The sequence below is a fragment of the Amorphus sp. MBR-141 genome, assembly GCF_053628695.1.
The window spans coordinates 40,739-64,889 of record NZ_JBRJGW010000002.1 but is presented as its reverse complement, the minus strand read 5'-3'; the positions used below and the strand labels follow the sequence as shown (position 1 = coordinate 64,889).

The 24,151-nt window shown below is 64.0% G+C and carries 38 protein-coding genes; 29 read left to right on the top strand and 9 right to left on the bottom strand.

Going from position 1 to position 24,151, the window contains the following annotated elements; all coding sequences use genetic code 11:
- Positions 1-10: 10 nt before the first annotated feature.
- The 6 genes from ACSSVZ_RS02770 to ACSSVZ_RS02745 are packed head-to-tail and all read right to left on the bottom strand — an operon-like array spanning position 11 to position 1,943.
- On the bottom strand, positions 11-370 hold the full coding sequence (locus ACSSVZ_RS02770; RefSeq protein WP_453968141.1) for a hypothetical protein: 360 nt from the start codon (positions 368-370) through the stop codon (positions 11-13).
- A complete protein-coding gene (locus ACSSVZ_RS02765; RefSeq protein ID WP_453968138.1) occupies positions 367-675 on the bottom strand; it encodes a hypothetical protein in 309 nt (102 codons plus the stop codon). Before ACSSVZ_RS02765 ends, ACSSVZ_RS02770 begins: the two co-directional genes overlap by 4 nt.
- The gene (locus tag ACSSVZ_RS02760; protein WP_453968137.1) at positions 672-929 is read right to left on the bottom strand and encodes a hypothetical protein; all 258 of its coding nucleotides are present in this window, start codon (positions 927-929) and stop codon (positions 672-674) included. Before ACSSVZ_RS02760 ends, ACSSVZ_RS02765 begins: the two co-directional genes overlap by 4 nt.
- On the bottom strand, positions 926-1,219 hold the full coding sequence (locus tag ACSSVZ_RS02755) for a hypothetical protein (RefSeq protein WP_453968136.1): 294 nt from the start codon (positions 1,217-1,219) through the stop codon (positions 926-928). The genes ACSSVZ_RS02760 and ACSSVZ_RS02755 overlap by 4 nt, the downstream gene beginning before the upstream one ends.
- Entirely contained in the window at positions 1,216-1,581 is a 366-nt protein-coding gene (locus ACSSVZ_RS02750; protein WP_453968135.1) for a hypothetical protein, read from the bottom strand. The genes ACSSVZ_RS02755 and ACSSVZ_RS02750 overlap by 4 nt, the downstream gene beginning before the upstream one ends.
- Positions 1,578-1,943: a hypothetical protein gene (locus tag ACSSVZ_RS02745; RefSeq protein WP_453968133.1), complete on the bottom strand. Its 366-nt coding sequence runs from the start codon at positions 1,941-1,943 to the stop codon at positions 1,578-1,580. The genes ACSSVZ_RS02750 and ACSSVZ_RS02745 overlap by 4 nt, the downstream gene beginning before the upstream one ends.
- 105 nt (positions 1,944-2,048) lie before the next feature.
- On the opposite strand from ACSSVZ_RS02745, the gene ACSSVZ_RS02740 reads away from it, so the two are divergent.
- Positions 2,049-2,822, top strand: coding sequence for a hypothetical protein (locus tag ACSSVZ_RS02740; protein ID WP_453968132.1), 774 nt, complete (start codon positions 2,049-2,051; stop codon positions 2,820-2,822).
- A gap of 128 nt (positions 2,823-2,950) precedes the next feature.
- On the top strand, positions 2,951-3,112 hold the full coding sequence (locus ACSSVZ_RS02735; RefSeq protein ID WP_453968131.1) for a hypothetical protein: 162 nt from the start codon (positions 2,951-2,953) through the stop codon (positions 3,110-3,112).
- A gap of 37 nt (positions 3,113-3,149) precedes the next feature.
- Here the strand turns inward: ACSSVZ_RS02735 and ACSSVZ_RS02730 are convergent, their stop codons facing one another.
- The gene (locus tag ACSSVZ_RS02730) at positions 3,150-3,485 is read right to left on the bottom strand and encodes a hypothetical protein (protein ID WP_453968130.1); all 336 of its coding nucleotides are present in this window, start codon (positions 3,483-3,485) and stop codon (positions 3,150-3,152) included.
- Positions 3,486-3,580: 95 nt separating this feature from the next.
- Here ACSSVZ_RS02730 and ACSSVZ_RS02725 point away from each other — a divergent pair, with 95 nt between their 5' ends.
- From ACSSVZ_RS02725 to ACSSVZ_RS02640, 18 genes are all read left to right on the top strand, one after another.
- Positions 3,581-4,060, top strand: a complete 480-nt coding sequence (locus ACSSVZ_RS02725; protein WP_453968129.1) for a phage regulatory CII family protein — start codon at positions 3,581-3,583, stop codon at positions 4,058-4,060.
- A gap of 3 nt (positions 4,061-4,063) precedes the next feature.
- The gene (locus ACSSVZ_RS02720; RefSeq protein WP_453968128.1) at positions 4,064-4,396 is read left to right on the top strand and encodes a DUF2312 domain-containing protein; all 333 of its coding nucleotides are present in this window, start codon (positions 4,064-4,066) and stop codon (positions 4,394-4,396) included.
- Positions 4,397-4,401: 5 nt separating this feature from the next.
- Complete coding sequence (locus ACSSVZ_RS02715; protein ID WP_453968127.1) at positions 4,402-5,502, top strand: BRO-N domain-containing protein; 1,101 nt, start codon at positions 4,402-4,404, stop codon at positions 5,500-5,502.
- Positions 5,499-6,023 carry a helix-turn-helix domain-containing protein gene (locus tag ACSSVZ_RS02710; protein ID WP_453968124.1) on the top strand — a complete coding sequence of 175 codons (525 nt, stop codon included), beginning with the start codon at positions 5,499-5,501 and terminating at the stop codon, positions 6,021-6,023. The genes ACSSVZ_RS02715 and ACSSVZ_RS02710 overlap by 4 nt, the downstream gene beginning before the upstream one ends.
- A 7-nt stretch (positions 6,024-6,030) precedes the next feature.
- A complete protein-coding gene (locus ACSSVZ_RS02705) occupies positions 6,031-7,386 on the top strand; it encodes a replicative DNA helicase (protein ID WP_453968123.1) in 1,356 nt (451 codons plus the stop codon).
- Positions 7,386-8,336 carry a hypothetical protein gene (locus ACSSVZ_RS02700; RefSeq protein WP_453968122.1) on the top strand — a complete coding sequence of 317 codons (951 nt, stop codon included), beginning with the start codon at positions 7,386-7,388 and terminating at the stop codon, positions 8,334-8,336. Before ACSSVZ_RS02705 ends, ACSSVZ_RS02700 begins: the two co-directional genes overlap by 1 nt.
- A gap of 29 nt (positions 8,337-8,365) precedes the next feature.
- Positions 8,366-8,893, top strand: a complete 528-nt coding sequence (locus tag ACSSVZ_RS02695) for a hypothetical protein (protein ID WP_453968120.1) — start codon at positions 8,366-8,368, stop codon at positions 8,891-8,893.
- Between the two features lie 786 nt (positions 8,894-9,679).
- Positions 9,680-9,907 carry a hypothetical protein gene (locus ACSSVZ_RS02690; RefSeq protein ID WP_453968119.1) on the top strand — a complete coding sequence of 76 codons (228 nt, stop codon included), beginning with the start codon at positions 9,680-9,682 and terminating at the stop codon, positions 9,905-9,907.
- Positions 9,888-11,126, top strand: coding sequence for a PBSX family phage terminase large subunit (locus ACSSVZ_RS02685; protein ID WP_453968117.1), 1,239 nt, complete (start codon positions 9,888-9,890; stop codon positions 11,124-11,126). Before ACSSVZ_RS02690 ends, ACSSVZ_RS02685 begins: the two co-directional genes overlap by 20 nt.
- Complete coding sequence (locus tag ACSSVZ_RS02680) at positions 11,123-11,734, top strand: anti-CBASS protein Acb1 family protein (protein ID WP_453968116.1); 612 nt, start codon at positions 11,123-11,125, stop codon at positions 11,732-11,734. The genes ACSSVZ_RS02685 and ACSSVZ_RS02680 overlap by 4 nt, the downstream gene beginning before the upstream one ends.
- Positions 11,735-11,837: 103 nt before the next feature.
- Positions 11,838-12,980: a hypothetical protein gene (locus ACSSVZ_RS02675; protein ID WP_453968115.1), complete on the top strand. Its 1,143-nt coding sequence runs from the start codon at positions 11,838-11,840 to the stop codon at positions 12,978-12,980.
- On the top strand, positions 12,981-13,430 hold the full coding sequence (locus ACSSVZ_RS02670) for a hypothetical protein (protein WP_453968114.1): 450 nt from the start codon (positions 12,981-12,983) through the stop codon (positions 13,428-13,430).
- A gap of 11 nt (positions 13,431-13,441) precedes the next feature.
- Entirely contained in the window at positions 13,442-14,431 is a 990-nt protein-coding gene (locus tag ACSSVZ_RS02665; RefSeq protein ID WP_453968113.1) for a major capsid protein, read from the top strand.
- Between the two features lie 58 nt (positions 14,432-14,489).
- Positions 14,490-14,834: a hypothetical protein gene (locus ACSSVZ_RS02660; RefSeq protein ID WP_453968111.1), complete on the top strand. Its 345-nt coding sequence runs from the start codon at positions 14,490-14,492 to the stop codon at positions 14,832-14,834.
- A gap of 4 nt (positions 14,835-14,838) precedes the next feature.
- Positions 14,839-15,288 (top strand): hypothetical protein, encoded by a 450-nt coding sequence (locus ACSSVZ_RS02655; protein WP_453968108.1) that lies wholly within the window; start codon positions 14,839-14,841, stop codon positions 15,286-15,288.
- A complete protein-coding gene (locus tag ACSSVZ_RS02650; protein WP_453968107.1) occupies positions 15,285-15,692 on the top strand; it encodes a hypothetical protein in 408 nt (135 codons plus the stop codon). The genes ACSSVZ_RS02655 and ACSSVZ_RS02650 overlap by 4 nt, the downstream gene beginning before the upstream one ends.
- 3 nt (positions 15,693-15,695) lie before the next feature.
- Entirely contained in the window at positions 15,696-16,754 is a 1,059-nt protein-coding gene (locus ACSSVZ_RS02645; protein ID WP_453968106.1) for a head morphogenesis protein, read from the top strand.
- Position 16,755: 1 nt separating this feature from the next.
- Positions 16,756-17,238: an HK97 gp10 family phage protein gene (locus ACSSVZ_RS02640; RefSeq protein ID WP_453968104.1), complete on the top strand. Its 483-nt coding sequence runs from the start codon at positions 16,756-16,758 to the stop codon at positions 17,236-17,238.
- Here ACSSVZ_RS02640 and ACSSVZ_RS02635 read toward each other — a convergent pair.
- Complete coding sequence (locus tag ACSSVZ_RS02635) at positions 17,235-17,444, bottom strand: hypothetical protein (RefSeq protein ID WP_453968102.1); 210 nt, start codon at positions 17,442-17,444, stop codon at positions 17,235-17,237. The two genes, ACSSVZ_RS02640 and ACSSVZ_RS02635, sit on opposite strands and share 4 nt — an antisense overlap.
- 20 nt (positions 17,445-17,464) lie before the next feature.
- On the opposite strand from ACSSVZ_RS02635, the gene ACSSVZ_RS02630 reads away from it, so the two are divergent.
- From ACSSVZ_RS02630 to ACSSVZ_RS02610, 5 genes are read left to right on the top strand one after another with little or no spacing between them, the layout of a single operon-like run.
- Positions 17,465-17,884: a phage tail terminator-like protein gene (locus ACSSVZ_RS02630; RefSeq protein WP_453968100.1), complete on the top strand. Its 420-nt coding sequence runs from the start codon at positions 17,465-17,467 to the stop codon at positions 17,882-17,884.
- Positions 17,885-17,898: 14 nt separating this feature from the next.
- On the top strand, positions 17,899-18,357 hold the full coding sequence (locus ACSSVZ_RS02625) for a hypothetical protein (RefSeq protein ID WP_453968098.1): 459 nt from the start codon (positions 17,899-17,901) through the stop codon (positions 18,355-18,357).
- A gap of 13 nt (positions 18,358-18,370) precedes the next feature.
- Entirely contained in the window at positions 18,371-18,784 is a 414-nt protein-coding gene (locus tag ACSSVZ_RS02620) for a hypothetical protein (protein ID WP_453968097.1), read from the top strand.
- A gap of 4 nt (positions 18,785-18,788) precedes the next feature.
- Complete coding sequence (locus ACSSVZ_RS02615; RefSeq protein WP_453968096.1) at positions 18,789-19,223, top strand: hypothetical protein; 435 nt, start codon at positions 18,789-18,791, stop codon at positions 19,221-19,223.
- Between the two features lie 53 nt (positions 19,224-19,276).
- Positions 19,277-19,561, top strand: coding sequence for a phage tail assembly chaperone (locus ACSSVZ_RS02610; RefSeq protein WP_453968095.1), 285 nt, complete (start codon positions 19,277-19,279; stop codon positions 19,559-19,561).
- On the opposite strand, the gene ACSSVZ_RS02605 is transcribed toward ACSSVZ_RS02610, so the two are convergent.
- The gene (locus ACSSVZ_RS02605) at positions 19,554-19,937 is read right to left on the bottom strand and encodes a hypothetical protein (RefSeq protein WP_453968093.1); all 384 of its coding nucleotides are present in this window, start codon (positions 19,935-19,937) and stop codon (positions 19,554-19,556) included. The two genes, ACSSVZ_RS02610 and ACSSVZ_RS02605, sit on opposite strands and share 8 nt — an antisense overlap.
- Positions 19,938-19,991: 54 nt before the next feature.
- On the opposite strand from ACSSVZ_RS02605, the gene ACSSVZ_RS02600 reads away from it, so the two are divergent.
- From ACSSVZ_RS02600 to ACSSVZ_RS02585, 4 genes are read left to right on the top strand one after another with little or no spacing between them, the layout of a single operon-like run.
- Positions 19,992-22,544, top strand: a complete 2,553-nt coding sequence (locus tag ACSSVZ_RS02600; RefSeq protein WP_453968091.1) for a hypothetical protein — start codon at positions 19,992-19,994, stop codon at positions 22,542-22,544.
- Entirely contained in the window at positions 22,541-23,173 is a 633-nt protein-coding gene (locus ACSSVZ_RS02595) for a hypothetical protein (RefSeq protein ID WP_453968090.1), read from the top strand. Before ACSSVZ_RS02600 ends, ACSSVZ_RS02595 begins: the two co-directional genes overlap by 4 nt.
- On the top strand, positions 23,173-23,769 hold the full coding sequence (locus ACSSVZ_RS02590) for a hypothetical protein (RefSeq protein WP_453968089.1): 597 nt from the start codon (positions 23,173-23,175) through the stop codon (positions 23,767-23,769). Before ACSSVZ_RS02595 ends, ACSSVZ_RS02590 begins: the two co-directional genes overlap by 1 nt.
- Before the next feature lie 3 nt (positions 23,770-23,772).
- Positions 23,773-24,150, top strand: coding sequence for a DUF6950 family protein (locus tag ACSSVZ_RS02585; protein ID WP_453968088.1), 378 nt, complete (start codon positions 23,773-23,775; stop codon positions 24,148-24,150).
- Position 24,151: the final 1 nt, after the last annotated feature.

The window sequence follows — 24,151 nt, the reverse complement described above, 5'->3', positions numbered from 1 at the left end:
CGGGTGCGCCTTATTCATCGTTCTGGCCCTCCAGAGCGGAGCCGGACGGGTCTCCGTCAAGCTCGTGGTCGATGGGGATGGCGCCTCGCGACTTGGCGAGGGCGGCGTCGATCTCTGCCGAATCCTCTTTGGCAAACCGGCCTTCCTCCGCTGATGCGACGTACGGACGTGCCGTCTCCAGAGCGTCCTGCATGTCAGGAGCTGCCGCGATCAGGTGGGCGATTTCTTTCGCCTCATCCCCGCCACCTAAGTTGATGGCCAGACCGCCAATGGTGACCATCCAATCGCCGCCCCAGTCGTATCCGTCGCCTCTGTGAACCGGGGTCTGATAGACCTTCGAACGAAGAATGAACTGCGCCCGGCCGCTCATGACTTTGTCTCCTGGATGCGGGCGAGGAGGGCGCGGGCAAGCAGCAGGTCAGTGGACATTTTCACCCACTGAGATCCGGGTATTGCTCCATGCCGGGCCACTTCAGACGCGGACTTCTCGAGCTTCGTCAGCGCCTCCACCAGCTCCGGGTGCGTGTTCCAGCACAGGGCGAGGTGGGAGGCGTTGGCGCGGGCTTGCTCCAAAGTACGCCCGTGAGCAGACGCGACACTCATCCCAGCCGCATCGAGCACATGGTACGGAAAGTTCGCGTCTTGCTTCAGATCCCCCTCGGTGTGCGCGCTCATCGGCTTTCCTCCAGACCAGCGCGGATGCACCAAGCAGAGACGATTTCCTCGACGCGCTCCTTTGCGGCTTCGATCTTAGAGAACCCGTCATCCTTCGGTGTCACGCCCGGCAGGCGCACCTTGATCGCGTATTTCAAGGGGTCATCGCGCTGGGCCAAGGCGTTGTAAAACGCGGACCCGACGACGACCTTGCCGAGGAGGTATTCCTCACCAGAGCCAAATCGGTTGGACAGATTTCGCCATGTCCCACTCATCGGCCCAGCTCCGCAAGGCGGTCGGCGAGGGCGGAGAAGGTGTGGGGTTCGGCGATGACGGGGTTCTTTTCCGCATCGTGGAGTTCCACAGGCAGCTCACACTCGAAGCTTTCGTCACCGAAGCCGTGCGCTCCAGCATCTATATCCGCGTTCGGATACTTCGACCTTCCGAACTGCGCCAAGGCGCAATTTGTGCAGCTGCCGAACGAATACTTCTCCCCCTCCGGCTTGCTCCGGCAGAACTCGATGAACGCGGGGATGTCGATCGTGTGGGTGGTGGCGGTGGTCATGACTGGGGCTCCGTGCGCCATCCGATCGGCTGACCGGTCGCCTTAGAAAAATCGAGGGAATACCAGCGCGGATCGAAGGTCAGGCCGATGGCCTCTGCGATTTCGCGCATGGACGCCTCGTCCTCATCGAGCCGGCGGTCCATCCAGCCGAACCAGATCAGGTCATCGCCATAGGTTTGGGCGATGTTGAAGTCGTCTGACTCGCGGAGTTTCCATCCGTGCTTGATGGCGTCATTTCGATTATTAAACCGCTCTCCGTCCCAAGCGTATCCGATGCCAAAGCCGCCGCTGTTCATCCATGCATATGCAGTAATGACGATGAACTCAGGGTCGATGTTCGGGATCTTCCTCTTCTCGCTCACGCTGCTTCCCCTTCGGTAATGCCGGCCTCGTGGGCGGCGTCTGATACTGCGGTTTCGAAACCGGGGTCGTTCCCGATGGTCTCGCGATGCCGGTAGAAGAGCTTCTGAGCGGCAGAGGACGAACCCTCTCCCCACTCCTCGAACCCGTCGTCATCGGCCGGGCAGATCATCGCGATCCGCCATTCCAGATCGCCGTGCTCCATCCACGCGTCGACGTGGACGCGGCAATTCTGATCGCGCCATTCGGAGAGGTCCCGGAGGTGCCACGGCACGGTCAGAAACACCGTGCGCGTCTGGACAGGTCCGCGCTCGACAGGCTCGGTGAGCGTCTTATTGCTGAGCGGGGCCTTCGACCCGAGCACAAGATCGAGTTGATCTTTCATGGCTGGAATGCGTACCGGGCCAACCGCCGCATCAAGCGGGTTATGCGGACCGGCTCTCTGCCGAAGGTCGCGGCGTAATCCGTCATGGACCGGAAAATTTCCCAGATCGCGGTCGACGATATCGAGGCAATGCCCGGTCGCCGACCAGTCAGCCCGGATGCGGTTTCCAGAATTGCTGACTCCATGTCGGCAATCGGCCTTCGTATTCCGGTGACGGTTCGCTATTTCGCTAACCGCCCGTCTGAAGATGGAAGCGCCGATGATAGCATTGTTCTCGTCACGGGAGCGCATCGTCTTGCCGCAGCCAAGAAGCTCGGCTGGGAGAAGATCGACGCCTACCTTGTCGAGTGCGATGACACCGACGCTGAACTCTGGGAAATTTCGGAGAACCTGCACCGCTCCGAGCTGACGGCTTTGGAGCGGCAAGAGCAGATCGCTCGATGGGTCGAACTGACGGATCAGAAGGTTTCTGGGCAAGTCGCCCAGAAACCTCAGGGAGGTCGCCCAGAGGGCGGACTCAGCGCTGCAACGCGGGAACTCGGCGTTGAACGCACCGCAGCCCGTCGCGCCGTCAAGGTCGCATCTCTCACAGACGAGGCCAAGGCTGCGGCCCGTGAGGTCGGGGTCGACGACAACAACGTCATCCTTCTGGAGGCCGCCAAGGCTGCCCCGGACCGTCAGGCCGACGTGATCCGGCATGAGGCCGCGCGCCGCACCGCTCCGAAGAGCAATCAAGAAATGATCGCAGATCAAGTCGAAGCCCTCCTTCGGCTCTGGAACAAGTCATCCCCGCAGGCTCGTCAGATGTTCATCGAACAGGTTGACCAGCCAGTAATGGACGGAAGGTTTGGATCATGACGTTCGCTGGACAATTCCCTTCGGTACTGGTCTGGATCGCCGCTCCGTTTCTGACGGCCGCGATTGTCGCGCTCACGGTTGAGTGCCTTCGCGTCGGGCGTCTTTCCGGCCGGGCGGAGGACTGACCGATGAGCAGCACTGATCTAATCGTCGTCTGGATGTTCATTTTCGCGCTGTCGGCGAACCAAGCTGGCATGTCCATCCGATCCGGTCAGCCAGCCGGCGCCGCTGCCGTTGCATGGGTCGGCGCAGGACTGATCCTCGCGCACCACGTATGGGCGGTGCTCTGATGTTCTCCCACCGCGAGCACCATTCCCTCCGCACCGATCACGAGTTTGCCGAGCTGTCGTATGCCGCTGCCCGCATCTTCGCGACGGCGCGGTCCAGTATCCCCACAAGCGAGATCGACACGATCCCGTCTTCGTCCGGCTTGGCTTCGGCCATGACCTCCCGGACGGCTTTCCCGAATGCAGTTTCCGGCGCGCGGCGGTCCTCCCCCGCAATGCGCGACGGGAACGGGGCCCGGTCTTCCTCCCCCACGTCCGGCCGGGCCCCGTCAGATTTCAAGGCCGCGTCATGACCGGCGTAGTCGAGACCTCCGACTATCTGGAGCTTCTGGCGTCGCTGGCCTTCGTCGGGCTGCTGGCGTGTCACTGGATCCATCGGTTTGGCCCCCTTGGTCGCAGGAATGATGCGACGCGGGATAGCGACCGTCACCGGGAATTTTCATTCACCCGCCCCGTCGAAGAGGACGCACCGTGAACATCGACGCCCGCGCTCTCTCCGTCGTGGAATACAAGGCCCTCAAGGACGCGAGCCGGCGTCTGGTGGAGGAGAACGGCGGGCTCGACGCTTCGGCGGAGCGGACCCGCATCTCGCCTTCGCAGTTGCAGCGCTGCACGTCCAACTTCCACGACAGCTTCCTGACCATCGACGTGGTGATGGACCTTGAGCGGTCCTGTGGCATGGCCCCGGTGACGGAACGCCTTTCCCGGCTCCAGGGGCACGTTCTCCAGCGCTGCCCCCAGCACGGGAGAGAAGACGCCAACTGGATTGATTACCTCACCACCTTCATTCGGGAGGGCGGCGATGTGGAAATCGGGCTGGCAGAGGCAATGGCAGACGGCGAAGTCGACGCCACCGAAGCCGCCGCTCTGATCGAAGAAATCCATCAGGCGGAAAGGGCTCTCGCGCGGATGCGCAGCGCCCTGACCGCCGTGGTGATGAAGGGGGACTGACCAATGACCTACGAGAACGTTTCAGGCGGCGTTGCAGCCGATCAGCTCCGGGCGATCGTCGAGCGGATCGAGAAGCTCGAGGAAGAAAAGCAGACCATCGCCGACGACATCAAGGATGTCTACGCGGAGGCCAAGGCGAACGGATACGACAGCAAAATCATTCGGCAAGTGGTTCGCCTTCGGAAGCAGGATTCGGCGGAGCGGTCCGAGCAAGAGCAGCTGCTGGACCTCTACATGCACGCGCTCGGCATGACGACTGCGGAGCGTGTGCAGGCTGTCGAGCGCTACACCGGGCAGATCGACATCGAGTCCGCGTCCCTCATGGCTGCGGAGTAGGCGCCATGAGCAAGGACACCCTCTCCAAAATCCGCAACGGCGACGTCTACAAGGCTCTGGAGCGCGTGCTCGAGGCCGAGCGCATCGAGGGCTGGACCGTCGAGGACTGCCGTCCGCACCCGTACATCGGCTTCGGAGTGAACGGCTGGAAGGTCAAGTTTCACTTCGCCTGCACGCCTTCGACGCGGGGCCGTAGCCATGTCACCCATGCGAAGAAGCTGGAGCGCGGCATCGAGGCCCTTCGGATGGAACCGGGGCGCGGCCGTGAGCTGAAGATCAACCATCATACCGCTGCCGACGTCGACAACGGGCGCCTCTATCTGGACGTGCCCCCGCCCGCACCGGAGCCCCAGCCTGCCCGTGGCGTCGTCCCGTTCGACTTCGATGGGCAGGCCGTCCGCACGGTTCCCTCCGATAGCGGAGAGCCTTGGTTCGTCCTCGCCGACGTTTGCCGGATTTTGGAAATCAGCAAGCACAGGGATGCGGCCGCCCGCTTGGACCCCGACGAAAGGGGGTCGGTAGTAGTGGACACCCTTGGTGGCCCACAGAACGTCACTATCATCAACGAGTCCGGCCTCTATTCCCTGATCCTCACCAGCCGGAAACCGGAGGCGAAGCGGTTCAAACGCTGGGTGACGTCGGAAGTCCTGCCGACAATCCGCAAGACGGGGGCCTACGTGGCCACTGGCGCACCCCAGGCCATCGACTACGCCCGCATCGCAGAGATCGCGTCACGGGCCGCCGCTGACACCGTGGCGCGCATTCTGCCGGAGATGATGGCGCACCTCGCGCCGCGGCATCCGGCAGATACCGGGCTGACCGCAGGAGAGGTCATGTCACTGGCAGGCGTCGGTGATCGGAGGGGGCTTCGTGGCCCCATCAACGCCGTCTCCGCTTCACTCTGCGAAATCCATCGGCAGCGCGGCGTCACCGTGCACATCCAGCGCAACGGCACGTCCAGCCGCAAGCTGTTCGACCCGTCCGTCTGCCGGGATTGGCTCGCCACTGGAGGCCGGGACTTCATCCGGCAGCGTGTGGCGGGCGCCCATGGTGTTCGCGCTGTCGTGCTTGCCCTTTCGGATCACCGGAAGGAGGTGGCTTCGTGAACGCCCATGCGTATGCACCGATGATCACGGAGACGGCTCGCAGGCTTGCGGACGAACGGAAGGTGCGCCTTCGGAGGCTCGAAGGGGCTGACAGGCTCACGAGCGAGGAAAAGGGGTTCTTGTGGTCGCATGTGCGGATCAGGGGCAGTGAGCGCCTAGAGGTGCCAGACTGGACACGGCCTCGCATTTCAGAGGTCAATAGGCTCCCGACAATCGAGGTGATCATTCAGATCGTCTCGGTTGAGAGCGGTGTCTCGTTCAGCGACATCGTCTCCCATCGGCACGCCCGCGAGATCGTCCTCCCGCGCCATGTTGCGATGTACATCGCAAAGGCGACGACGCCGCATTCGTATCCTGTCATCGCGAAGAAATTCGACGGCAGAGACCACACCACCGTCCTCTATGCCGTTCAGAAGATCGAACGGCTGCTGAAGGCTGGGGACGAAGCAGCGTCGGCGCTCGTCCGCACCTGCGCCGCCGAGTTGCGGGCCCGCGGCTATCGCCTCCCGGAAGGGATGTGATCGCGCGATGAACGTCATTTCAATCGCCCAGGCCGACGAGGTCGAGCGCCCCCACATCCTCTATGCGCAGCGGCAATTGCTCGGGGCGTTCCTGTCCGACCCGGAGGTGTGGGGAGAGCTGTCGTTCCTGCGGCCGGAGCATTTCCCGGACCCGTGGGCAGCGAAGGTGCTTAAGGCGTTCATGACGTGCCTCGAGGCGGAGGAAACGCCAACCCCGTTTGCCATTGCGGCGCGTGCCGAGGGTGTGGATGCGAAGTCGCTGTTCTGCCTGATCCGGGAATTCGTCTCGCTCATCAACGTGCCGAACCTCGCGTCCGACCTTATCACAGAATGGCACTGGAGCGAGCTTGCCGCGGTGGTCGCCAAGGGCGTTCGGGATGTGAACGACCGCAAGGCCCTCGATCGCCACCAGGGAGATTACGAGTCCATCGTGTCCCGCATGCGGGGGCAGGACAGCGACCGCGCGCTCGTTTCGAAGGCAATCGACGCACTCTACAGCCGGATCGAAGCAATCGGTCTGGGAGACTATTCCGACGGTACGCTTTCGACCGGGCTGCAGCTTCTGGACGCGAAGCTTGGCGGCTACCGGAAGGGGGAACTCGTCGTTTTCGCCGGTCGACCGGGCATGGGGAAGTCTGTGCAGGCGATATGCGCCGCGCGCGCCATTGCCCACCAGGGAAGGGGCGTGGCGCTCTACAGCCTGGAGCTGTCGCAAACCCAGGTGACGGCCCGGCTCGTCGCAAACGAGATGTGGCACCCGGTCCAGGGCATCCATTTCAGCCGCATCATGAAGGGGCAGCTATCGCAAGCCGAACAGCGACGCCTCACGGCCTGCCATGAGCAGCTTTCGGGGCTTCCGCTCCATATCGACACGCGCGGCGGTTTGGGCATCACAGACATCATCGCGTCGACCCGTACCTTTGCGGACTGGTGCCGACAGGAGGGCAAACCCCTCGGGGCAGTGGTGATCGACTATCTCGGCCTTGTCCAGGCCAGCGATCGCTACAAGGGCCGGAAGGTCGATGAAATCGGAGAGATCACCGGAGCGCTTAAAGCGCTGGCGAAGGAGATGGACATCACCGTCATCCTGCTCTGCCAGCTCTCCCGTCAGGTCGAGAGCCGCGAGGACAAGCGCCCGGTGCTCTCCGACCTCCGCGACAGTGGCGCAATCGAACAGGACGCCGATGCGGTCTGTTTCCTCTATCGGCCGGCCTATTACGAGCACAAGGCCGGGAACCCCGTAGCGGAGAGCATCGCGAACCTCCTGGAGGTGATCATCGCAAAGAACCGATCCGGTGCCGAAGGGCGGGTGGATCTGTTTATCGATGTCGCCTGCAACGCCATCCGAGATGAGGGGGCGTAATGTCAGGCAACCCATGGGGCAAGTTTTTCTGGAATGACTGGGAAACCGACCCAGCACTGAGACTGTGCAGCCTGGCTGCGCAGGGACTGTGGATGCGTGTCCTTTGCGTTTGCGCGAAAGCGAACCCGAAGGGCTACCTGGTTGCAGCCGGACGTTCTCTTTCTCCTGCCGACATGGCCCGCCTCGTCGGTTCAAGCGAGCAAGAGATCGAAACGCTGCTCTCAGAGCTAGCCTCTAACGGCGTCTTTTCCCGCGACGCCAAAGGCCGCATCTATTCCCGGCGAATGGTTCGGGATGAAAAAAAGTCGCGGATTGCGCGAAAAAATGGCAAAGAAGGGGGCAACCCAACCCTATGCAAACAAAAGGGAAATCACCCGTCGGATAACCCTAGGCTTAACCTTGAGGATAAGCCCCATAAGCCAAAGCCAGAAGCAGAGGCAGAAAGAACAACAAACTACGGTTCTAACGAACCTTCGTTTGTTGACGCGCGCCCGAAGCGCGCTTCGCCGGCAAAGCGAGGCTCACGCCTTCCAGCAGACTGGACCCTTCCCAAGCCCTGGGGCGACTGGGCCATGCAGGAGTTTGGCGCCTCTGCCGACGATATCAGGCGAGAGGCTGCGAAGTTCCGGGACTACTGGCACGCCAAAACCGGGCAGGGGGCCACCAAGGCCGATTGGCAGGCGACGTGGCGGAACTGGATCCGCACGGCGATCGAGCACGGTAGCGTGAAGCCCTCCAGGACGGCGGCGACGGCGTCGCCGGCAGACCAGCGATCGTGGACCTACGACGAGCTCCTTCCAGCGCTCCAGGGCTGGCACGCCAACGGCTACTGGCCGTGGAATGCGTACGGGCCGGCGCCGGATCTCAGGGACACGACGGTGCCTTGGGAGTTTGTCGAGCGATACCGACGCGAGAACCCACAACCACACGATCAGGAGGCGGCTGAGTAGCCATGGCTAGGCGCGGACGCAAGCGGAGCATGAAATCCCGTGAGCCCAATGGAAAAGTCCAGCGGGACACGGCGGCAAGGCGAGAGGATATCCAGGGCGTGGTCAAGGCACAGCGGATCATTCATCACGGGGCTACCTCGAGCAATGCGATTGACCCGCGGTTCGAGAGCGCACTAGGGCGCCTGTACCTGCGGCACGCCAGCTCGGATCGGTGGATGCGCCGCTTCGAAGCGGGCAGGCTCTACGCGAAGCAGCACCGGGCCTATCTGCGGATCTGTGGCGCGCCGGACGTTGCGCGGTCCATCCTCGGCAAGGTCATCGTCGACGGGGAGCGGGTGAGCCATGAGCCGGACAGCGATCAGGACGTTGCTGCGGTGAAGCGCTTCCTCGGGGCCGCAGGCGCGCTCAAAGACGCCGGCCGGGACGTCTATCGCGTGGTCACGATGCTGACTATCTCGGACTGCGATTTGGCTGATCGGAACATGGCCATGATCGAGGCCGGGCTTGATGCTCTTTCCGCGCACTATGGGCTTGACAGCATCGGGAAGGCTGCGTAATTTCGGGTCTTAAATTCACAGTGAAAAGATTGCGCCCAGCTCAGCTAGCTATTGGCTGGGCGTTCTGATCCGGTGCGTGACACGGTGATATTCTGCTGGCCGTAGCACAGGCGAAAGCCTGGAGCGCATTGTGGGGTTCCCGCAGGCCCCACCGCACCGGATCAGTTCAAGCGGCGGCGCTGAAAGCAGGAAGCGCGGTAGTGGCTGCCGGTGAAAGCCAAAGGCTAACTCGGGTCGGCCGGCCCGTAGCCTAAGACATCGCCAAGGAGCCCCGGTAGCGTGGGGCCCGCTTGAAATTCCCCGGCAGGCACGCCCCGCCGGACAGGGCCGTCATCTCCGAGTAAATTGCAGAAAATGCAAAGAGCTTCAGAGAAGGTGGCCCTTTCAACTTGCCAGACTCCAGCGTTTCAGGCACAATCAGGGCATTGATAGCGGCCCGTCTGTGGCCTTCGTGACTTACCCCCGATGGAGGTTGTCATGTAACGCGCTGGTAACGCCAGCATTGACGCGAGGCCGTCATCTCGAAAGGGGTGGCGGCCTTTCTCATTCCGAGAGGCGAAGATGTCCGCAGCCGGCGACAGCCTCATCCGAGCCGCCCGTCACGATCAAGACACCGGGGACGAGTGCCAGTGCCCGAAGTGTCAGGGCAAGGCTCCGGCACGACCGGTTTGAAAAACCAATCAGGGAAATCAAATGGCGCATAGAGGCGGGAAGCGCCCCGGCGCCGGAAGGCCGAAGGGGGCAAGAAACAGGGCCACGGCAAAGACGCGAGCAACCATCTCCGAGATGGCGCGCGAGTACGCCGATGATGCTCTGGCCACGCTGGCCACGATCCACGCCGATGATGGCGCACCGGCCGCCGCACGGGTCTCCGCTGCGTCAGCGATCCTGGATAGGGCGTTTGGCAAGGCACCGCAGTCGATGGCTCTCAGCAATCCTGACGGAAGCAGTATCGGCCCGAGCGTGATCAAGCTCGTCGCCGCAGGCTCAGGGAATGACGACAGCGACGGTTGAGCTCCCTCCGAAGCTGGTGCCGGTGTTCGGCACGGCGCGCGGATCGGTCCAATACAGGGCGCTCAAGGGAGGTCGCGGGTCAGGCAAGAGCCTCAACGCCGCGAAGATGGCAGCGATCTGGGGATACGCCGAGCCGCTGCGCATCCTCTGCGCTCGTGAGTTTCAGGTCTCGATCGCTGAGAGCTTCCATGCCGAACTGAAGGCGGCGATTGCAAGCGAACCTTGGCTCGACGCCGCCTATGACGTCGGCCGCGACTACCTGCGAGGCAAGAACGGCACGGAGTTCATTTTCCGTGGGCTTCGGCGCAACACGCAATCGATCAAGTCGCTCGCCAACATCGATCTGACCATCGTCGAGGAAGCGGAGGACGTCCCGGAGGAGTCGTGGTTGGCCCTGGAGGCCACCGTCTTTCGCCGGCCACGGTCGGAGCTATGGCCGATCTGGAACCCTCGCCTAGACGGGTCTCCGGTGGATCTCCGGTTCGTCAAAGACCCGCCTGCGAACGCACTGATCGCAACGCTCAACTGGCAGGACAACCCGTTCTTCCCGCCCGGCCTAGAGGAGCTTCGCCAGCGCGAGCAAAAGCGGCTCGACCCCAACACCTACGCCCATGTGTGGGACGGGGCCTATCTCACCAACTCCGAGGTCCAGATCCTTGGCGGCAAGTGGGAGGTCGCGGACTTCGAACCCTCCGACGGATGGGAGGGGCCGTATCAGGGCGGCGACTTCGGGTTTAGTCAGGACCCGACAGCCGCAGTTCGGTGCTGGGTGCATGGCGACTGCCTCTACGTGGAATACGAGGCCGGCAAGACGGGGCTGGAACTGGACGACACGGCGGGCTTCATCACCCGACGCATCCCAGATTTTGCCGACTACGTGACGCGCTGGGACAACGCCCGGCCGGAGTCGATCAGCCACATCAAGCGGCACGGTCTACCCAGGTCGGAGTCGGTCGATAAATGGCCTGGCAGCGTGGAGGACGGCATCGCCTTCCTGCGCTCGTTTCGCCGGATCGTGGTGCACCCGCGTTGTACTGAGACCGCCCGTGAGATGCGCCTCTACTCCTACAAGGTCGATCGGATGAGCGGGGACATCCTGCCGGACGTCGTCGATGCCTGGAACCACTACATCGATGCGATCCGCTACGCCGTGACGCCGCTGATCAAGCGCGCCGGTCAGAGCATGATGATCCTCAAAAAGAGGCACCGCGCCGCATGAACGCTCTGCAGATCGTGAACGCGGCCTACCGGCGCGTGGAGGCCATGTTCCCGGGCTACTTCCCCGAGGCGAAGCACAACCACTACCGCGACTTCGGGTTTCCGACCGAGGTCACCTTCCAGAACCTCTACGACATGTTCCGCCGCAACGGGCTCGCCCGGGCAGGCGTCGAGAAGACAATCCTCAAGACCTGGCAGGACTATCCGTTCCTGTTGGAGAAGGAGGAGGAGCACGACGAAACCCGTGTCGAGCAGGACATCCGCCAGCGGTTCGATGATCTGCGCCTGTGGCAGAACCTGGCTGAGGCGGACCGTCGGTCACTGGTGGGCGGCTACTCCGGTCTGATCCTGCGCCTCGGCGACAGTAAGCTGTTTCGCGAGCCGGTCGACATGGTGCCCGGCGGCCTGGACGGGCTGGTCGAGATTATCCCGGCATGGGAAGGCCAGCTCACCGTCGAGGAATGGGACGATCAGGAGGATTCGGAGACCTACGGTCAGCCGACCATGTTCCAGTTCAACGAGGCCAACGTCGGCCGCACGGTGAAGGGCGGGCAGAGTGGGTGTTCACGCCTGACGAGATCCGCGGCGCCGTCGGCTACGAGCCTCTGAAGGATGCTGAGCGCTTCCGGGACGACACCACGGCCGACGATCGCGCCGCAGCGGTCACCCCGCCGGCCAACGCCGCATAGCTCACGAAATCGGAGATAGGCCAGTGAAGACGGTCCGAGTGAATGTTCGCTCGGTCATGAACGCGGCTGCCGTGCGCAAGGTAAAGCGCCACGGCCGCGACCTCATGATCGTGCCCAGTGCCACGCTGCCCGACGACGTGATCATGAACGGGGTCAAGTATCCCGCCGCGGAGATTGAGTCGTCGTTCATGACGCTGAACCGGTCCCCGGCGCCGCTGGGTCACCCCATCGTCAACGGCAAGTTCGTGTCGGCGCGCGATCCCGAGGGGATCAACATCGGCTACATCGGCGCATGGAACGAGAACGTCCGCCGAGAAGGCGGGCGGGTGCTTCTGGACAAGGTGATCGACGTCGAGGTCGCGAACCGAACCCAGGGCGGAAAGGACGTGCTGGCAGCCATCGAGGCGGGCGGCCCGGTTCACACGTCGACCGGCCTTGTCGCCAAGCTGGAGGCCGTCAACGGCGCCTCCGACCACAAGTTCATCGTCCGCAACATGACGTTCGACCACGACGCCATCCTCCTCAACGAGGACGGCGCGGCCACGCCCGATCAGGGCGTCGGCATGCTGGTGAACGCCGCTGGCGAGACCGAAGAAATCGAGGTCATCAATTCGTCTCTGACGGAAATGATGGACCAGGAGATCGACTTCGCGGGACACCGCCTGGTCGAAGCTCTCACCCGCCGGGAACACGCCGGTGTGTGGGATCGCATGAAGTCCGCAATCGTGGAGGCCTTCAACGGCACCGGGCGGGAATCCTCTCTCAACAATCAGGAGAACGACATGGCTGTCTCTGATGAGCAGTTCACGGCGCTGTCCGAGAAGGTGAACGCCCTCTCGGAAAGCGTCAGCGCGGAAACGCTCGGCAAGACCATCGGCGATGCTGTCGCCAACGCGGTCAAGCCGCTCACCGACAACCTGGCCTCGATCCAGGCGAACCAGAAGGCGAAAGATGACGCCGAACTGGCCGGCCTGATCAACACCATCGTCAAGGGCAACCTGATGGACGAGGACACGGCCAAGGAACTGACGCTCAACGCGGCTCGGAAGCTGGCCGAGAAGGCCAAGCCCGGCAAGGCGGCTGGGCTGAACGGTGCGGCCGCGCTCACCAACGATGCCGACGAGTTCGACGGCGTCGACCTCAACGCCGACATGGAGGCCAAGTAAATGGCTGGAAACCGCATCTATCGGGGGCCGGTCACTTCTGGCTGGCAGCCCCGCACCGTCTCCGACAAGACCGTGGCCGGCGCCTACCTGCCCGGCACGTTCGTCGAGGAGGCCGCGTCCACGCTGGTGCAGCTCACCACGGCGCTCGCCAAGCTGCCCATGATCCTGTCGAACCTGGAGTTCAAGGATCAGGACATCAACACGGCCTACACGTCCGGCGACACCGGCGTGGCCTACCATCTGGAGCCGGGGCAGATCTATCAGGCCCGGCTTGCTGCGGCGACCTACGCCAAGGATGCGCCGCTCACCATCGGCGCCGCCGGCCGGCTCACGGCCGCCACGGCCGCCACTCCGGTGGTCGCCTTCTTCAGCGACACCCCCGGCGCCTACTCCGCTGGTGATCTGGCCGACGTGGTCATCGCCAACGCCTACACCGTCCCGGCCGCATAAGGAGAGCTCCGATGCTGCGATTCACTCCTGAACAGCAGGCGTTCATCCTGGCCAATCGCCGGGACTTCAACGCCCGTCAGGCAGCGCTTGCCAACGCGCATGGGGAAACCATGCTCGGCAACGCGCTGCCGCTCCCGAAAGACGTCTGGGGCCAGTGGGACCGGGAAGGCATCACCGTTCAGCGGGATGTGCTTGCCGTGTTCAACGACCTGTCCGCCAGCGTCTCGACGCCCATGCCGATCGGCAAGCTGGTCCATCACTTCCAGACCATCTCCGACAGCGGCTCGGTCAACAAGTCGCTCGACGGCCGCTCCAAGGCCCGCACCGACCAGCCTGTGTTCGAATACCACGGCACGCCGCTGCCCATCCTGGACTCGACGTTCAGCTACGGGTGGCGCCAGGTCGAGGCGGCCCGAACGGAAGGGTTCAACCTGGACCCGGCCGCGCGCGCCAACGCCATGCGCAAGGTCGCTGAGGAGCTGGAAACCCAGACCCTCGACGGCGATGCATCCATCGTGGTCGGTGGCGATCAGCTCTATGGGCTGCGCAACCATCCGAACCGCAACACGCGCTCGACCACCAACGACCTGAACGCGTGCACCGGTCCGGAATGGCTGGCCGATGTCAACGCCACTCTGAGCCTGCTCTACGCCGACAACTTCTACTCGCCGGCGACGCTCTACGTGAACTGGCTCGACTGGCGGTATGCGACCGCGACCGACTACTCCACGTCCTACGCCGGGAAGACCATCGCCCAGCGCATCATGGAGGACTCGGGCGTTGCCGCAGTGGTGCCGTCGTCCAAGGTCGCAGCGGACGAGATCATCGCTGTGGTCAAGGATCGTCGTGTGCTCCAGGTGCTCAACGGCATGCCCATGACCACCCGTGCGCAGACGCGCCTGAACCCGGAAGACGACTATGATTTCGTGACGATGGCCGCGGCTGCGCTCGAGATCAAGTTCGACGCGGAAGGTCAGTGCGGCATCGCCCACTCGACCTAGTCGAAGCCGGGCGGGGCCATCGCTCCGCCCCTCCCATTTCTCGCAGAGGATGCGAACCATGAAGATGGAAGTGACCCGCAAGGGCGTTTTCGACGCCAAGGGTGAGAAGGTGCCTGTCGGCACGATGATCGACGTTCCCGGCGACAAGGTTCCGGGCTACCTGGTGAACAAGGCCGTCGCGGTGAAGGGCGGCAAGACCGCGATCACCAACCCGGCTGAGAACCCGGTTCAGCAGTCGGTGGATGGCTATGCCGTCGCCGACAAGGGCCGCGGCTGGTTTGTCGTGACCAAGGACGGCGTCGAGGTGACCAAGTCGCTCCGCGAGGACGACGTGAAGGGCTTCGATGCCCTGGACGCCGAGAAGCAGGCGGAGTTCGTCGAGGCTCACAAGGCCGAAGGCTGATCCGATGTACGGCACCATTGCAGACTGGCGCACATGGGCGACGGCACGGGGCGATAGCGCTCCGTCCGACGCCAGCGATGGTGATGCGACGGCGGCCCTCGTCCGCGCCTCCGACTACATCCGCGATCGCTATGTGGCCAACCTGCTCCCCCGCTACGACCTGATCCTCCAGCCGGAGGGCTATGACTACCCGCTGGTGGAGGAGGCAACCTACGTCGCGGCCGGGATCGAGTTGGGCACGGCCGGCTTCTTCTCGACCACCTACACCCCGGCGGAACAGAAGGTCCTCATTCAGGTCCAGAATATCCGCTGGCAGGTCACGGGAGACGCGCGCGGGCCCTATGGCATGGTTCCGGTGTCGACCCGGATTGACGCCATGTTTGAACCCTACACCTATGACCGGAAGGCGCCGTTCTCGACGCTGATGGCCGTGGGCAGGAGTCCGTGCCTGTGAGCGAGGATTGGGCGAAGGTCGCCGCCGAAGTCGACGAGGCCATCCGGTCCGTCGGTGACGTGTCTCAGCCGGGCGGCTACCCTGTGGCCCTCCGCCGGCCCGCCTCTGGCCCGCCGACGAGCCCGATCGGTCCGCCGACGGGATCTCCGACCTATCACACGCTCCGAGCTGTGGAGACGATGCGCGAGCTTCGCGACGCCTCTGGAACGCTCACGGGGCAGGTGCGGCACACGATCCTCGTCGGGACCGAGTCCGGGATCACGCCGACGGACAATGACAAGGTGGCACTCGGGATTACGGCGGCAGACGCCAGCGAGAGCAGCGCGTGGATTGCTGTTCTGGCCGTGCGACCGACGGCGCCGGCGGGACGTGTTGTACTCTGGGAATTGGATTTGGAGACGTAGCGAATGGCCCGCTCTCTCCGCCGCCGGCTGGAAGACCTGCTCGCCAGCCTTGAACCGACGATGCGGGACTATTTCCTCGCCTCCATCATCGATATCCGGAGCGGCGTGACGCTCAGGGTGCTGGTGGAGAGGCTTGAGCGCGGCGACGTGAACGGAGCCATCGAGGCTCTGAACATCGAGCCGGAGGCGTTTGACCGGCTCTCAATCGCCATCCGGGAGGCCTATGGCGAGGGTGGGCGCTTCGAGGTCGACAATCTGCCCAGGGTTCGTGATCCGGACGGGGCTCGCGTGGTGTTCAGGTTCGGTGTCCGCAACCTTGCCGGCGAACAGTGGCTCCAGGAACATTCGTCCCAGCTGATCACTCGCGTGACGGCAGACCAGATCCAGGCGGCGCAGGTGGTGCTTGAGGAAGGTCTCCAGCGTGGCCAGAACCCGCGAACGACCGCCCTCGATCTCGTCGGGCGCGTCTCCAGGGCCACCAACAGCCGGGAGGGCGGCACGCTTGGCTTGACGACGCCTCAGACAGGGTACGTCCTCAAGGCGAAAGAGGAACTCCTGTCGGGCGACCCCGAGAGCCTCAAGCACTATCTGACGCGCGGGCGCCGGGACAAGCGCTTCGACCGGACGGTGATGAAGGCGATCCGCGAGGGCAAGCCGGTCCCCGCCGACATGGTCACAAAGATCACCGGCCGATATGCTGACGGGCTTCTCAACCTGAGGGGCGAGACCGTGGCGCAGAAAGAGACGATGACGGCGCTGGCCAAGGGGCGGTTCGACGCCATGCGGCAGCAGATCGATGCCGGCAAGGTCGACGTTCAGGACATCACCAAGGAGTGGCGGCATTCCGGCCTGACCGAGAACGCCCGCGTCCAGCACGTCCATATGCACGGCAAGTCGGTCGGCTTCGAGGAAGACTTCATCATGCCGGACGGGACGCGGATGAAATACCCGCACGATCCGGACGCGCCGATCGACCACACGGCCGGCTGCCATTGCACATTCAGGATCAGCGTGGACTACACCGGAGCGCTGGCGAGGCGCCTGAAGCAGGCCGGAGGCTGAGTTGGCCACATCGTTTGCCGCGTCTGTTGCCGATTGGGTCCATGAGACCGAAGGCGCGCTCGAAGCGATCTGGCGAGAGTCCGCCAACGAAATGATCAAGGAACTCGACGTCACCAAAGAGCAGGGCGGCAATGTCCCGATCGTGACGGGCTTCCTGCGGGCTTCGCTGCTGGCCTCCACTTCGATGATGCCGGAGATCAACCCCGCCGCGAAGCCGCCGAAGGGCGCTGGTGAGGGTTCGTTCGGATCGAACGCATCGAACATCGAGGCGGTGATCGCTGGCGCCGAGTTCGGGCAGACGCTTTTCGTGGGCTACACGGCAGCATATGCGGCCAGAATGGAGTTTGGATTTACCGGCTCGGATGCCCTTGGGCGCTACTATTCGCAGCCGGGCAACCTGTTCGTCACACGAGCCGTTCAGCGTTGGCCAGCCGTCGTCAACCGGGTCTCGCAGCGGCTGTCTGCCCGCATTTCGTTCTCCTAGTCCTCGTCTTTCACCCCTTCCACATGATCGCTGTCGTTCTCCATGGCAGTAACCAACCCGAACTGCAGGATCGTCAGGGCCCGCCTCGCAGCCTTGAGCGCGGTGTCGGCGCGTGTCGTGCCGCCCGGAGCCGAGCCGAGCGCCTGAGACGCCGCGTAAATGCGGTCGTAGGCCTGCTCATCGGTGAGGGGCGCGTCATCAGCCATCGGGGCAAGAGGTAGCACGGATGGCCGCGCACATCGAAACCGAAATCATCGAGGCGATGGTGAGCCGCTTCGCCAGCATGACGCTTCCGGCCGGAGTGACTGTGGCGTGGCCTGGGCAGAATTTCGAGCCTGAAGCGAACGTGCCCTACGTCCGGGTCAACATCCAGCGGAACACCCCGATCAATCACGACATCGGCGGCGACATGGAGCCGGAGCGCATGGGCGTGTTCCAGGCGACGGTCTGCTGGCCAACCGGAATCGGCATCACACAGGCGTCGGACCTCGCCGGGCAGATCCGGGACCGGTTCCGCTTTGCGACATCAATCGACACGACCACCGGGCACATCCGGATCGTGGACGAGCCCTCGGTCATCGATGGTGAGACCGGGTCGGCCTTCCGAGAGACCCACACCATCGTCCCCTATCACTGGTACCCATAGAAAGGAGGTCTGTCATGGCGCTTCATCCCGTGGCCGGCTCGCGAATCTACAAGGGCGGCGTCATGTCCGACCAGGCCGACGACTTCGTTGAGAGCGACTACGCCAGCGAGACGTGGACCGAGATCGATGGCTGGCAGCAGTGCGGCCCGCTCGGCGACACGTCGGAGACGATCACCACTCCGCTGATCAACCGCTCCCGCGATGTGAAACAGAAGGGCACGGCCAACGCCGGGTCCAGTCAGCATGTCTTCGCGATCATCCGCGACGACGCGGGGCAGACTGCACTCCGTGCGGCGGCCCGCCCCTCCGACAAGAACAACTACGCGTTCAAGATCGAGTGGGAGAGCGGGACCACGAGCTATTTCATCGCGCTCGTGATGAGCGCCGAAGAAGCCGGTGGCGCTGCCAACACGATCACCATGCTCAACACCACGCTCGAGGTTAACTCGAACGTACTGAACGTCGCGGCCTAAGGAGGGCTGAACCATGACGGATCTCTCCATCACCGCGGCGAACGTCGTCGCGAGCGGGAATGCCCGCATCGAGCACGGCACGTCGGGGGCGACCATCACCGCCGGCGCCGTCGTCTACAAGGCGGCCGCGACCGGCAAGTTCGGCCTGTGCGACAGCAACAGCGGCACGGCTGAGGTGAAAGCCGCCTACGGGATCGCGCTCAACGGCGCCTCCGATGGCCAGCCCCTTGCCGTCGTGAAGAAGGGCGATGTCACGATCGGCGCGACCATCACGGCCGGCGAGCGGTACTTTGCCTCGGAAACGCCCGGTGGCATCCAGCCTTCGGCGGATCTCGCGTCGGAGGATATCGTGTTCCTCGGGATCGCGAAGTCGGCGAGCGTGCTCGCTCTCGACATTCAGATCCCCGGCGTAACGGTCGGAGCGTAAGCCCATGACCGTCCGCAAGGCAAAGGCGCCGGCCGCGTCCACCGGAGCCCTCGACCTGGGCTCCTTCGATGACGCGGTGAAGCGGCAGGACAAAGGCATTCCGGTGCCCATCCTGTCGATGGACGGCAAGTCGGAGATCGGGCTCACGATCACGGTCGCGGGGCCGGACAGCGAGCGCGCCCGCTCCGCACAGGAGGCGATGGCGGACGAGCTGATCGACCGCGGTACGAACGACCGGCCGAAGGCGAAGGAGGCCGTCGAGCGCAGCCTTCGCTACCTCGCGAAGATCACCATCGGATGGACCCCGTCCGTCAAGCTCGACGATAAGGAGATGGGCTACTCCGAGGCGAACGCGGCGAAACTCTACAAGCGCCTGCCGTTCATCCGGGAACAGGTCGACCGGGCCGCCGGTGACCGCTCCCGTTTTTTTCCGGGCTGATTGACGGCCTCTGCGAAGCGCTCAGCGCGTGTCAGGGCGGCGCGGCTCCGGATGTGCCCGCCGCCGCTGAACGCGTCTGGAGTGCCTTCTGGCGTCTCGACGGGCGCCGTTCCAGCAACGGTTTCGGCGCCAACGCAATCAGCCATACCGATGTGGACCGGTTCCTGGCCCGCAATCGCATCAATCTCTGGCCCTGGGAACTGGAAGCGCTCGACGCCATGGAGACGGTCCGGTTGCGGTTCCTGAACCGTGGCGAGACGGAAGCGGCTCCGCAGGTGTCTGCCCAGCCCATGACGCCAGCGCTGTTCACCGCCATGTTTGGGGAGGCGGCTAAATAGCGATGCCGTTCTTCCGGCACACAGAGATCACCGCTATTTCTCTGGATTCCGTCCCGCCTATGCCGAAAACGACGAACAGCTTGTCATCGACAAGTGAGCCTCCAAACGGTTTCTCGCCCGTGTAGCCGCCGAAGCTGTTTTTCGCGTTCACGTATCCGCAAACCGTCACGAGGTCGCTGGGGCTTCGCCCTGCATACATCTCGCCGAAGCGAGCTGATTCCGGATCTTTCAGCGCATCGCGAACGCCGGCTTCGACAGAAGCCCTTTGCGATGGCGTCAGATCGAGAAGCGCGACGCGCTCGGTGGGAATGCTCCCTTGCGGAACGCAGCCGAATAAAACTGCTCCAGCAGACATCAACCAGACGAAACGACGCATATCGGTCCTCCCCAAAAAGTGGGGACGATAGCGGTTTGCCCCGAGGAGGCCAATATGTCGACAGCCCGCCTCGGATTTGAGATCGACAGTTCGCAGGCGAAGGGCGCCTCGGTCGATCTGGACGCGCTCATTGACGCGTCGAAGCGAGCCGAGCGGGCCGAGCGGGATGTTGCGGGCGCCTCCCGTGAAATGTCCGCATCGCTGCAGGCCGCGAACGCGATCCTGAAGTCGATCGACGCCACAACCCGGGGCATGTCGGCGTCTCTCGAAAAGATGGCCCGCGCGTCCAAGGGCGCCGATACCGCGACAAAGCAGGCGAAGGATTCCGCCGAGCAGATGGCGCAGGCCTATGGCCGGGCTGATCTGGTGCTGCGGGACTTCATCGACCGGCAGAACGGCGTCGCCGCTGCAACGCGGATGTGGCAGGGCCCCCTTGCCGACATCGGCGCCGAAATGGATCGTATGCGCGCCCGGTTCAACCCTCTGTTCGCCGCGTCTCAGGCGTACGAGGGGGAACTGAACGACCTCAACCATGCTCACCGGCTCGGTGCGATCACGGCGCGCGAGCACGAGGCCGCTCTTGAGGCGCTGAACGCGCGCTACGCCGCGATGTCCGGGGCCGTCCAGGTCGCGACATCCATGACGGAGAAGCACAATACCGCCTCGCGCATGGCGTCGCACAACGCTCGCCAGCTCTCGTTCCAGCTGATCGATATCGGTCAGGCCATCCCGCTTGCGTTTGTGTCGCCGCTCTACGCGATGCAGAACTTCGGCTTCCAGATTGCCCAGATCGGCCAGCAGTACGCTGGGCAGGGCGGTCTCAACGCGGCGCTGCGAGACAGCGTCGGGATGGTTGGACGGTTCGCGGCGGGATTGGCTCCGGCCATCGTTATCTCAGGTGTTGCAGCGGTCGCCTTCGGTGGCCTGACCAGGGCCGTGAACGACACGACGACTGCCTCGGTGAAGATCGGCGATACGATCGGCGAGGGGCTCAACAAGGTTGAGGTCAAGACCGCCGCTCTTCGGGACAAAATCAACGAGCTGGGCGACGTGACGATCGGGTTCGGGGACGTCGCGGTCGGGCTGTTCCAGATGTTCGGGGCGGGCTTCCAGACCTACATCATCGACCCGATAAAAGGGCCAGTGAGCGCGGCGTGGAGTGCCTTCGGTGGGTACGTCGGCGACGCCTTCGCCTTCGTGTCCAAATCCATCGCGGCGATGGGTGCGCAGTTGAAGTTCGCGGGCACTGCCATCGTGACGATCTTCAGCAACGCTGCGGATCAGGCCGTCACTATCTGGAGCAAGGTTCCGGGAGCGATGGGGGACATCGCCTATCAGGTGGCGAACAACGTCATCGGTGGCATCAACTACATGCTCAGTTCGGCGGCGAGCGGCATCAATTGGCTTCTCGATCAGGCAAAGAGCGTCGGCGTCGACCTCGGGAATATCGGCGAGGGTCCTGCGCTCGGCAAGCTCGAAAACGCCTATGCCGGTCAGTATGGGTCGATGAAGAAGTCTCTCGCGACGCAGCAGGATTCTGGTAACTCGCAATTGGCCGGGGCCTATGCCCAGTACCGCGCCGACATCGCCGCAATCAGGGCCAGCGATCCGATCGCCACCCTCGGAGAGAACGCCCGCAAGAACGCCCTCAAGGACCTGGAAGACGTCGCGAAGAAGGCGTTGAGCGAGGTCGAGAAGGGTGCGCGCAAGGCCGCGCGCGAGGCTGAACGGCTGGCGAAGGCATACCAGAAGATCGTGCAGGATGCTCGCCAGTTCGTGGCTGCGCAGGATCTGGAACGGCAGTCCTATCTCATGACCGAGGAGGCCGCCGCTCGGCTCCGCTACGAGCAGGAACTCGTCAACAAGGCGCAGGATGCTGGGATCAAGCTCACGGCTACCCAGTCGGCTGAACTCTCCGGACTTGCCAACCAGATGGCGTCGAGCGAATCCGCGACGAAGCGGTTCAAGGATGCCATCGACTTCGCCAAAGGCACGACCAAGGGGTTCATCTCCGATCTTCGCCAGGGCCTCGCCAACGGCGAGAGCTTCTGGGACAGCTTCAAGAACGCCGCGCTGAACGCAATCGACAAGATCGTGGAGCGGATCAGCGGCAGCCTCGTCGACTCGCTGTTCTCGATCGGTGGGAGCGCAGCTGGCGGGGGTGGTTCCGGGATCTTCGGTGGCCTGCTCGGCGGGCTCGGAAAGCTCCTCGGGTTTGCCTCTGGTGGCTACACCGGCAACCGTGCCGCGTCGGCCGTTGCTGGCGTCGTGCACGGTCAGGAGTTCGTCGTCAACGCGGCCTCCACCAGGGCTCATCGTCCGCTGCTCGAGGCGATCAATGGCCGTGGCCGTGGATCGGCGTCGCGGGGCTACGCCATGGGCGGCTACGTCCAGCCGGCGAACCAGAACACGGGCCAGGCGAACGACAACCTGCATGTCACCGTCGGCGTGTCGGCGGACAGCAATGGCAACCTGATGCCGTTCGTGGAGAGCGTGTCGCGCCGACAGGCGACCGCCGTCACGCAGGCAGGCATCAGCGCCTACGACCGTCAGTCGCAGCGCCGCTTGGTGGATAGGGCCGGCATGGCCCAGGGTCGGTACGGATGACCGCAGTGTGGCCGCGTGACGTTCTCGTGCCGGCAAGCGCCGCCGCCATCTGGACGCCGCGCACCACGTCGGGATCGATCGCGCTGTCAGGGTTTCGGCAGGTGGTCGCCTCCGATGCGGGCGGTTGGTTGATCAAGATGGAGCGCGTCGCCGTCCGGAACCAGGCCGCAATCCGGGCATGGTACGAAATGGCGCTCCTTCTGGAAGGTCGGCTCAATCCCGTGCTGGTTCCGGTGTGGCCGGCCTATCCCGTGGCGGAGGATGAATTTTTTTCGGACGGGACCGGGCACGACGTTGACGCGCCGCCGACCGCGACGCTCTCGGGTGATCATGCCCTCCGAGCGACCACGGTCGCGATCAACGTCACCTACGGGGGTGCGCTCGCACCGGGGGATTTCTTCTCGATCGGCGAGCGCCTCTATCAGGTCCGATCCATCACCAGTGTCGCGGGCACCGTAAACACCGTCACCGCCCGCCCGCCTCTCAGGGCAGCCGCGTCGAATGGAACAGCGGTCAACCTCAACACGCCCGCGTGCAAGTGCCGGCTCCGTGACGACTCGATGGAACTGATGCTCGACGCCAGCAAGATGGCATTCCCGTCGATCTCCTTCATCGAGGATCCGACCTGATGGGCTTTTTCACGACAGACCAGGCGAACGCTCTTGCCGAAAAGGATGTCCGGCTGGCGACGCTCGTCGAGTTCGACTTTGCGGACTCGGAAGGCGCGTCCGATCCGGTTCGGCTCTGGAACGGCTTCGGCGACCTGTCGGCCGGCGGGCAGACGTGGACCGGGATTGCCGGCCTCGGGGCCATCGAAGGGTTGGAGGAGACGCGCGGCCCGATCTCGGTCCAGACCACGTTCACGCTCTCCGGTATCGATCAGGAAATCCAGCAGATCGCCATTGCCGATCCGGCGCAGGTCCAGGGGCGCGGGGTTTCCGTCAACGGGCAACTCCTGACGGACGAATGGCAGACCGAGGGATCACCGTTCGCGCTCTGGGCCGGGGTGATGCAACCGCCGCGGATTTCGCGCACCGCGGTATCGGAGGAGGAGGGCGGGCAGCGTCTTGTCCGGCTCCCAGCCGAGAATGTGTTCTTCAAGCGGGCCCGCATCCCAGCCGGCCGATATACCGGCGTGGACCAGAAGTCCCGGTTTGCAGGCGACAAGTTCTGCGACAACACGGCGCTGATGGTCAACATCACGCTCACCTGGCCGAACTACTGAGCCATGCTCACCAGCTATCTGCAGGACCAGGCGAGCCAGCCGTTCGCGTGGGGCTGGTCGGACTGCGTCACCTTTATCGCTGATTGGATCGAAGTTCGGACCGGCACCGATGCGGCGGCCGACGTGCGCGGGCGGTACGACGCTGCGACCGCGGAACGCGCTCTCTCATGCTTCGGCGGGCTCGCCAGAGTGGTTGGACGGGCAATGCGCCTGGCCGGGTTCCGCATGACGCGAGAGCCGAAGGTCGGCGACGTGGCCGTGGTGCTGTTCGCAGACGTTCTGGCGTGCGCGATCTGGACGGGGCGGCGCTGGGTCTATCGATCGGAACGCGGGCTGATCCTGTCGACGCACGGACGCCTTGTCGCGGCCTGGAGCTTGTAGC